We start from the raw sequence: 5,790 nt of genomic DNA, 5'->3' as shown, positions 1-5,790 counted from the left end.
GTACTGCTTGCGCAGGGCGCGCACTCCCCGGTCGTGCGCACCCTGCGCAAGCAGTACGCGGCCACCCTCATGGACGACGGCCAGTACCGGCGCGCGCTGCCCGAACTGCGCCGCCTCGCCGACGAGCGCGCCGCCGAGGCGGGCCCGTCCGACCCGCAGTCCCTGCGCTACCGCTACGAGGCCGCCCAGTGCCTGGAGTCGCTCGGCGACCCGGCGGCGGCCCTCGCGGAGTACCGCGCGCTGCTGCCGTACTACGAGAACCAGTACATGGCCGGCGACCCCGAGCTCGCCCACGAGGTGCGCCGCCGCATGGGCCACCTGCTGCTCGCGCTCGGCGACCGCGGCGCGGCCCACGAGACCCTCGGCCGCCTCCTGGTCGACGTCGAGCACCGGCACGGCCCCGGACACCCGCTCGCGGCGGACATCCGGCGGACGCTGCAATGGCTGGGGCAGGTGCGCGGCTAGTTTTTGCCGTTTCCAGGGAGAACGTTGTGACCTTCTGGGGGCGGAGTTTCCCGAACGCGTGAACGGCACCGGATACGGTGCGGTTCGCTTTTGCCAGATACGTACGAACAACACCGTACGAACCAGCACGTGTACACCAGGGGTGGGGTCTTTCCATGTCCGAGCACCGGCAGTCGAAGAAGCGCAGATACATCGCCTGGGGCGTCGCGGGTGCCGCCGTCGTCGCCGGCGGCGGTATCGCCGCGCAGACCTCGATGGCCGCCACCACCTGGCCCGCGCAGAAGACCTACACGGGCCGCGCCTTCGACACCTGCGCCGCGCCCTCCCTGGCCGCGATGAAGGCCTGGCACACCGACGGCGCCTACGGAGCCGCCGCCGTCTACATCGGCGGCAAGAACCGCGGCTGCAACCAGCCCAACCTCACCGCCTCCTGGGTCAAGTCCCTCACCACGGTCGGCTGGAAGTTCATCCCGCTCTACGTCGGCTCGCAACCGTCCTGTGGCTCCGGCGGCTCGGTGAAGATCAGCGCCTCCACGGCCGCCGCCGTCGGCAAGTCCGAGGCGGACGACGCGGTCGCCAAGGCAGCGGCGCTCGGCCTCAAGGCCGGCAGCCCGATCTACCTCGACATGGAGTCGTACGACATCACCAACACGGCCTGCAACAACGCCGTGTTGACGTACGTCCGCGCCTTCGACAAGGAACTGCACGTCAAGATCTACCGCAGCGGCCTCTACGGCTTCTCCAGCTCCAGCGCCAAGGCGATCGCCACGGCGACCGACAAGACGGACCTGCCGGGCAACCTCTGGTACGCGCTGTGGGACAAGACGTACACCACGACCTCGGACTGGCCCTGGGGCTCCACCCAGTTCACCAACCACAGCCGCGCCCACCAGTACATGGTCAACAGCAAGGAGACGCGCGGCGGTTACACGATCACCGTGGACCGCGACACGTGGGACGCGCCGGTGGCCATCACCGGCTGAACCCCGCTCCCGAGCCCCACGCGTGCGTGCCGGTGCCCGAAGTCCTGGTGAATCGTTGGTCGAATGGGTTGGCCCCGGGCGACCCACTGCCTAACATCGATCACCGCAAGACTTTGTGCACCGTCGCACAATCTCCAACGGGAGGCTCACTTGCACCGCCGCCGTCGCACCGCGCTCGTCCTCACCGCCGTGATCGCCGCCGCGGCCCCCGCCCTGACCGCCTGCGGAAGCGACGCGCACCCAGGCGCGGCGGCCGTCGTGGGCGGGCAGCGCATCACCGTCGCGCAGTTGCAGAGCAGGGTCAACGAGGTGCGTACGGCCCAGCGGGCGTCCGTGCAGAACGAGGCACAGTACGAGCGGGCCATCGCCACCACCGGCGGCCTCACCCGCGAGACGCTCTACGGCATGGTCTTCGACCAGGTCGTCCACCGTGCCGCGCAGGACGCCGGGGTCACCGTCACCCGCAAGGACATCCAGGACATGCGGTCCGCCCTCGCCCAGCAGGCGGGCGGCGCCAAGGCCCTGGAGGCGACCTGGCTCGCCCAGTACGGCGTCCCCCCGCAGCGCCTCGACGAGAACCTCCGCCTCCAGGTGGAGGGCCGCAAACTCGCCGCGGAACTCGGCACCGACACCTCCCAGCCCGCCTTCTGGAAGGCCCTCTCCAACGCCTCCAAGGAACTCCACGTCGACCTCAATCCGCGCTACGGCACGTGGGACGTGACCAAGAGCAGCCGGGTGGACGCGAAGACGCCCTGGGTGCGGGAGGTCACGGCGGCGGCGACCCAGCAGCCGGCGTAACGGTACGGCGGGCGCGCTTGGCGCAGGCGACCTGGCGCTGGGCGCCGAGTGGCCTGTGGACAACTCCGGGGCTGTCGGTGGCGTGGGTTACGTTCGGAGGGTGAACGCAACCAGCCCCAGCTCCGACGCGACCGGCCTCGCACCCGACGGCACCCCCGCACCCGCCCCCGGCCGTATCGTCCTGCTCACCACCAGCCACCGTGTCGCCCCCGGCCTGCTGTCCTGGCCCGCCTGGCAGGCGCTGCGCGACGCCGACCGGGTGCTGTGCGCGGACGGGGCGCATCCGCAGCTGCCGTATCTGACCGAGGCCGGGATACGGGTGGACGAGGCGTCCCCGACCGCCGAGGAACTGGTCGCCGTCTGCGCGGGCGGCCACACCGTGGTGATCGTGGCCACGGGCGAGGGCGAGCCCACCCTCACCGACGGCCTGGCCCGCCTCGCCGGCTCGGGCCGCGTCCAGATGCCGGACCTGGAACTGCTCCCCGCCTCCTATGACCTTCCCGGCGCCCGTCTCCTCGACCTCGTCCAGGTCATGGACCGCATCCGCGCCGAGTGCCCGTGGTCCTCGCAGCAGACCCACCAGGGCCTGGCGAAGTACGGCATCGAGGAGGCGTACGAACTCGTCGAGGCGATCGAGGAGGGCGACCGCGACGAACTGCGCGAGGAACTGGGCGACGTCCTTCTCCAGGTCGTCTTCCACGCCCGTATCGCCGAGGAGGACCCCGACACCCCCTTCTCCATCGACGACGTGGCCGCCGGCATCATCACCAAGCTGATCCACCGTCACCCCCACGTCTTCGGCGACGAGACGGCGTCGACTCCCGAAGAGGTCAAGGCGCACTGGCTCCGCACGAAGGCGATAGAGAAACAGCGCACCTCCGTCACCGAGGGCATCCCCATGGGCCAGCCCGGCCTGGCCCTCGCGGCGAAGCTGGCATCGCGTGTGCGGACGGCGGGACTTGAGGTGCCTCTACCACTGCCGAAGGGCGACGACGGCATCGGCTACGAGCTGCTGGCGCTGGCCGTACGCGCGGAGGCGGACGGGGTCGATCCGGAGGCGGCGTTGCGGGCGGCGGGGCGGGCCTATCGGGATGCGATCAGGGAGCGGGAGGGCGCTGCCGATACCGGGGCCGGGACTGTGACCGAAGGCTGACCCTGCGGGGGGCTTACTCAGTACCTTGGGCGTGGAGCTGTTGAGGGGTGCGCGGGGGGCGAACGTGGCGACGACGCATGACGCGGAGCAGTTGGCGGGGGCAGCGGCCAAGGTGCTGACGCGCGGGGCCGGTTCGGCTGCCGAGTGGGGACCGGTTCGGCATGGCTTCGAGGGGTGGTTCTGGCGCCATGGGCCGCTCGGCGACTACTCCGGCCGGCTCGACACGCTCTACCGGGAGCAGCTGAGCGCTTCGGTCGTGCGGCAGTGGCGTTTCGCTCTGTTCGACGTGCTCATGAACGCGTCCAGTCCGGACACGGCGGCCGACGAACTGACCGCCCTCCTCAAGGAGTTGACCGCCACACCAGCGGCGGTCCCACCCGAGACACCCTCACCCCCACCTCCGTCCCAGGACCACCTCGACTTCCGGGGCGGCACCTTCAACGGCACGGTCGCCGCCGTCCAGCACAACTACCACTACGGCACTGTTCCCGCCCCGGCCGCCTGGCGCCTCGTAGGACAGGTCGGACCCGTGGAGTTCGGCGTACGTCCGACGCGGCATGTGCCCGGTCTGCCCGACGTCCCGCCGTACGTACGGCGGGACTGCGACGACGACCTCCGGACCCGTCTCGAACACAACGGCCTGGTGCTGATCCTCGGAGAGCCGTACGCCGGCAAGTCGTACACGGCGTGGCACGGAGTGCGGTCGCTGACGAAGCACCTGCTCTACGCGCCGGACTCGGGTGACGACCTGCGCGCCGTGCTGAGCGCGCTGGACGGGAAACCCGGTGACTACGTCATCTGGCTGGACGAGGTGACCGACCACCTGGGGAGCGGCGGTCTCGACCTGAAGCTCCTGGGACGGTTCACTGCCCTCGGCGCTGTCCTGGTCGGCACGATCAGCCCCAACGAGTACTACCGGCGCCGCTCCGGGACGGCCCCGGGCGAGCGGGTCGTCGCGGCGGCCCGCACGGTGGAGCTGGCGCGCGAGTGGAGCGACGCCGAACTGGAGCGACTGGCGGGGCTCGACGACCCGCGCGCGTACCCGGCGTACATGTGGAGCGGTCGGGAGGGCGCGGCCTCGTACTTCGCGATCGGGCATCTGCTGTTCGACGAGTGGCGGCGCGTGGGGACCCAAGTGCAGCACCCGCGTGGGCAGTTACTGGTCCGGGTCGCGGTCGATCTCGCCCGGTGCGGGGTCAGGGGAGCGGTGCCGCCGGAGTTGTTGAGAGCGGTCGAGGAGCAGTACGGGGCGGAGGAACGCGAGTCGTTCGAGGAGGCTCTCGCCTGGGCGACGACACCGCTGTTCGGGGTGTCGGGGCTCCTGGTGCAAGGGGATACGACGGGGACCTGGCGGGCGTACGGGGCCCTGGTCGCGGAGGCCCTGAGGGCGGGCGGCAATCTGGAACCGGTGCCGGACGGGGTGTGGTGGACACTGCTGGACCGGTCCTGGCCGGGCCTCGCCGTCGACCGTGATGCCGTCCTCGACGCGGCCCGTACCGTGTTGGGCCCCCGGCTCAAGGGGGAGGACATGGCGCTGATGATCGCCTTCGCCGCCCGCGTCGGACCCGAGGAGCGCCGGGACCTGCTCCACCGGGCGGCAGCGGTGGGCGGCATCCAGGGGGATGTCGAACTGGCCACGTTCTTCCTGACGTTCGGGGGCGTCCCACTGGCCATGCCCTATCTGGAGCGGGCGGCCGAGGCCGGCAGTTCCTGGGCCGCGACCACCCTCGGAGGTGTCCTCCGCGACCGGGCCGAGACATGGCTGCGCAGAGCCGCCGAGGCCGGCGACCCCGCGGCCGCCCACCGACTCGGCGACATGCTGGTCGGCACCGGCCGCGAGGACGAGGCGATCCACTGGTACCGCAAGGCCGCCGCGGCGGGCCGACGCGAGGTCGCGCTGAGCCTCGGCGCGCTCCTCAGCCGATGGCGCGACCCGGAGGCGCGCGTCTGGCTGAGCTACGCCGCCGCATGGGGGGACGCGCGCGCCGCGGGCGAACTCGGCGTCCACCTCTCCTGGGAACCGGAGCCCGACGAGGCGAAGGTGGTCTCCCTCTACGAGCGGGCCGCACGCGCCGGAGACGCGAACGCGGCGCACAACCTCGGCCTGTGGATGGTCAGAAAGAGTCAGGGCGAGGGCCCGGTCCCCTTCGAGGAGGCGATGGCGCTGTACCGCCAAGCCCTCGACGGGGGCGTCACGGACGTGGAACTGTCCATAGCCCAGTTGCTGGAGCTGGAGGGCAAGCTCGCCGAAGCCCAGGACTGGTACCGCAGGGCCGCCGACGCCAACCCCACCGGCCTCCTCGCGGCCCTCCCCTTACCACCGCCCGAGGGCGACGTCCCCCAGGTCCCGGATACCGTCACCGAGTGACCAACCAGCCCAGCCCCCCGAAC

At 71.4% G+C, this 5,790-nt stretch carries 5 protein-coding genes; all 5 read left to right on the top strand.

Annotation, left to right across the window (positions count from 1 at the left end; translation table 11 throughout):
* Positions 1-465 (top strand): tol-pal system YbgF family protein (locus tag JHN63_RS48415; protein ID WP_374223019.1); only part of this gene is annotated, 465 nt, incomplete at its 5' end.
* A 155-nt stretch (positions 466-620) separates the two neighbouring features.
* Entirely contained in the window at positions 621-1,448 is an 828-nt protein-coding gene (locus tag JHN63_RS48410; protein ID WP_200691510.1) for a glycoside hydrolase domain-containing protein, read from the top strand.
* A gap of 150 nt (positions 1,449-1,598) precedes the next feature.
* Positions 1,599-2,246, top strand: coding sequence for a SurA N-terminal domain-containing protein (locus JHN63_RS48405; RefSeq protein ID WP_200691509.1), 648 nt, complete (start codon positions 1,599-1,601; stop codon positions 2,244-2,246).
* A 100-nt stretch (positions 2,247-2,346) separates the two neighbouring features.
* On the top strand, positions 2,347-3,399 hold the full coding sequence (locus JHN63_RS48400; protein ID WP_200691508.1) for a nucleoside triphosphate pyrophosphohydrolase: 1,053 nt from the start codon (positions 2,347-2,349) through the stop codon (positions 3,397-3,399).
* A gap of 64 nt (positions 3,400-3,463) precedes the next feature.
* Complete coding sequence (locus JHN63_RS54520) at positions 3,464-5,767, top strand: SEL1-like repeat protein (RefSeq protein WP_200691507.1); 2,304 nt, start codon at positions 3,464-3,466, stop codon at positions 5,765-5,767.
* The last annotated feature ends 23 nt before the right edge of the window (positions 5,768-5,790 follow it).

The sequence above is a fragment of the Streptomyces sp. MBT65 genome (assembly GCF_016612545.1).
GTDB lineage: Bacteria > Actinomycetota > Actinomycetes > Streptomycetales > Streptomycetaceae > Streptomyces.
Note: the sequence above shows the minus strand (reverse complement) of the source record. Positions and strands in the feature narration are given on the sequence as shown.

Coding starts and splice junctions, on each gene's coding strand:
- JHN63_RS48410 (WP_200691510.1), top strand. CDS start 621: ATGTCCGAGCACCGGCAGTCGAAGAAGCGCAGATACATCGCCTGGGGC.